Source organism: Polyangium sp. 15x6, assembly GCF_029960785.1.
GTDB lineage: Bacteria > Myxococcota_A > Polyangia > Polyangiales > Polyangiaceae > Polyangium.
In genome coordinates, this window is sequence record NZ_JASBQE010000257.1 from 1 (window position 1) to 944 (window position 944).

The 944-nt window shown below is 55.3% G+C and carries 1 rRNA gene; it reads right to left on the reverse strand.

The window, feature by feature from the left end:
* Positions 1–944 (reverse strand): 23S ribosomal RNA (locus tag QHF83_RS53325); the annotation flags it as partial.

Sequence of the window (944 nt, forward strand, 5' to 3'; positions counted from 1 at the left end):
CGGGTCCTGGCAACTCATCCTACGGGCTTGAACACGGCAAACCATCCGCCGTGCCCGGCCTACCCTACTCCGTCCCCGCTTACTTCAACGCCATCCTTGGTGGTGCAGGAATATTAACCTGCTTCCCATCACCTACGCCTCTCGGCCTCGGCTTAGGATCCGACTAACCCATGGGAGGATTATCCTTCCCCAGGAAACCTTGGGCTTACGGCGACCGAGTTTCTCACTCGGTTTATCGCTACTCATGCCTGCATAAGCTCTTCTCAGGTCCGTTACCGGTCGTCACCGTCCGGCGTGTATCTACCTGAGAATACTCCCCTACCGCTCTCTTTCGAGAACCCGTAGCTTCGGTGCCGAGCTTAGCCCCGTTATATTTTCGGCGCAGGTTCGCTTGACCAGTGAGCTATTACGCTTTCTTTAAAGGATGGCTGCTTCTAAGCCAACCTCCTGGTTGTCTGTGCGCTCCCACATCCTTTGACACTTAGCTCGGACTTGGGGACCTTAGCTGACGATCTGGGCTCTTTCCCTCTCGGCTACGGAACTTATCTCCCGCAGCCTGACTCCCGGATACTTGTCGGCGGCATTCGGAGTTTGATTGGGTTTGGTAATCTGGTAGGACCCCTAGCCCATTCAGTGCTCTACCTCCGCCGCAATTCGTCCGAGGCTATACCTCAATATATTTCGGGGAGAACCAGCTATATCCCAGCTTGATTAGCCTTTCACTCCTATCCACACCTCATCCCCCGCATTTTCAACTGCGGTGAGTTCGGTCCTCCAAGCGGTGTTACCCGCTCTTCAACCTGGACATGGATAGATCGCTAAGGTTTCGGGTCTACGCCACGCGACTCCTCGCCCTGTTAGGACTCGCTTTCGCTTCGGCTCCACCTCTCGGCTTAACCTCGCCACGTAGCGTAACTCGCAGGCCCATTATGCAAAAGGTACGT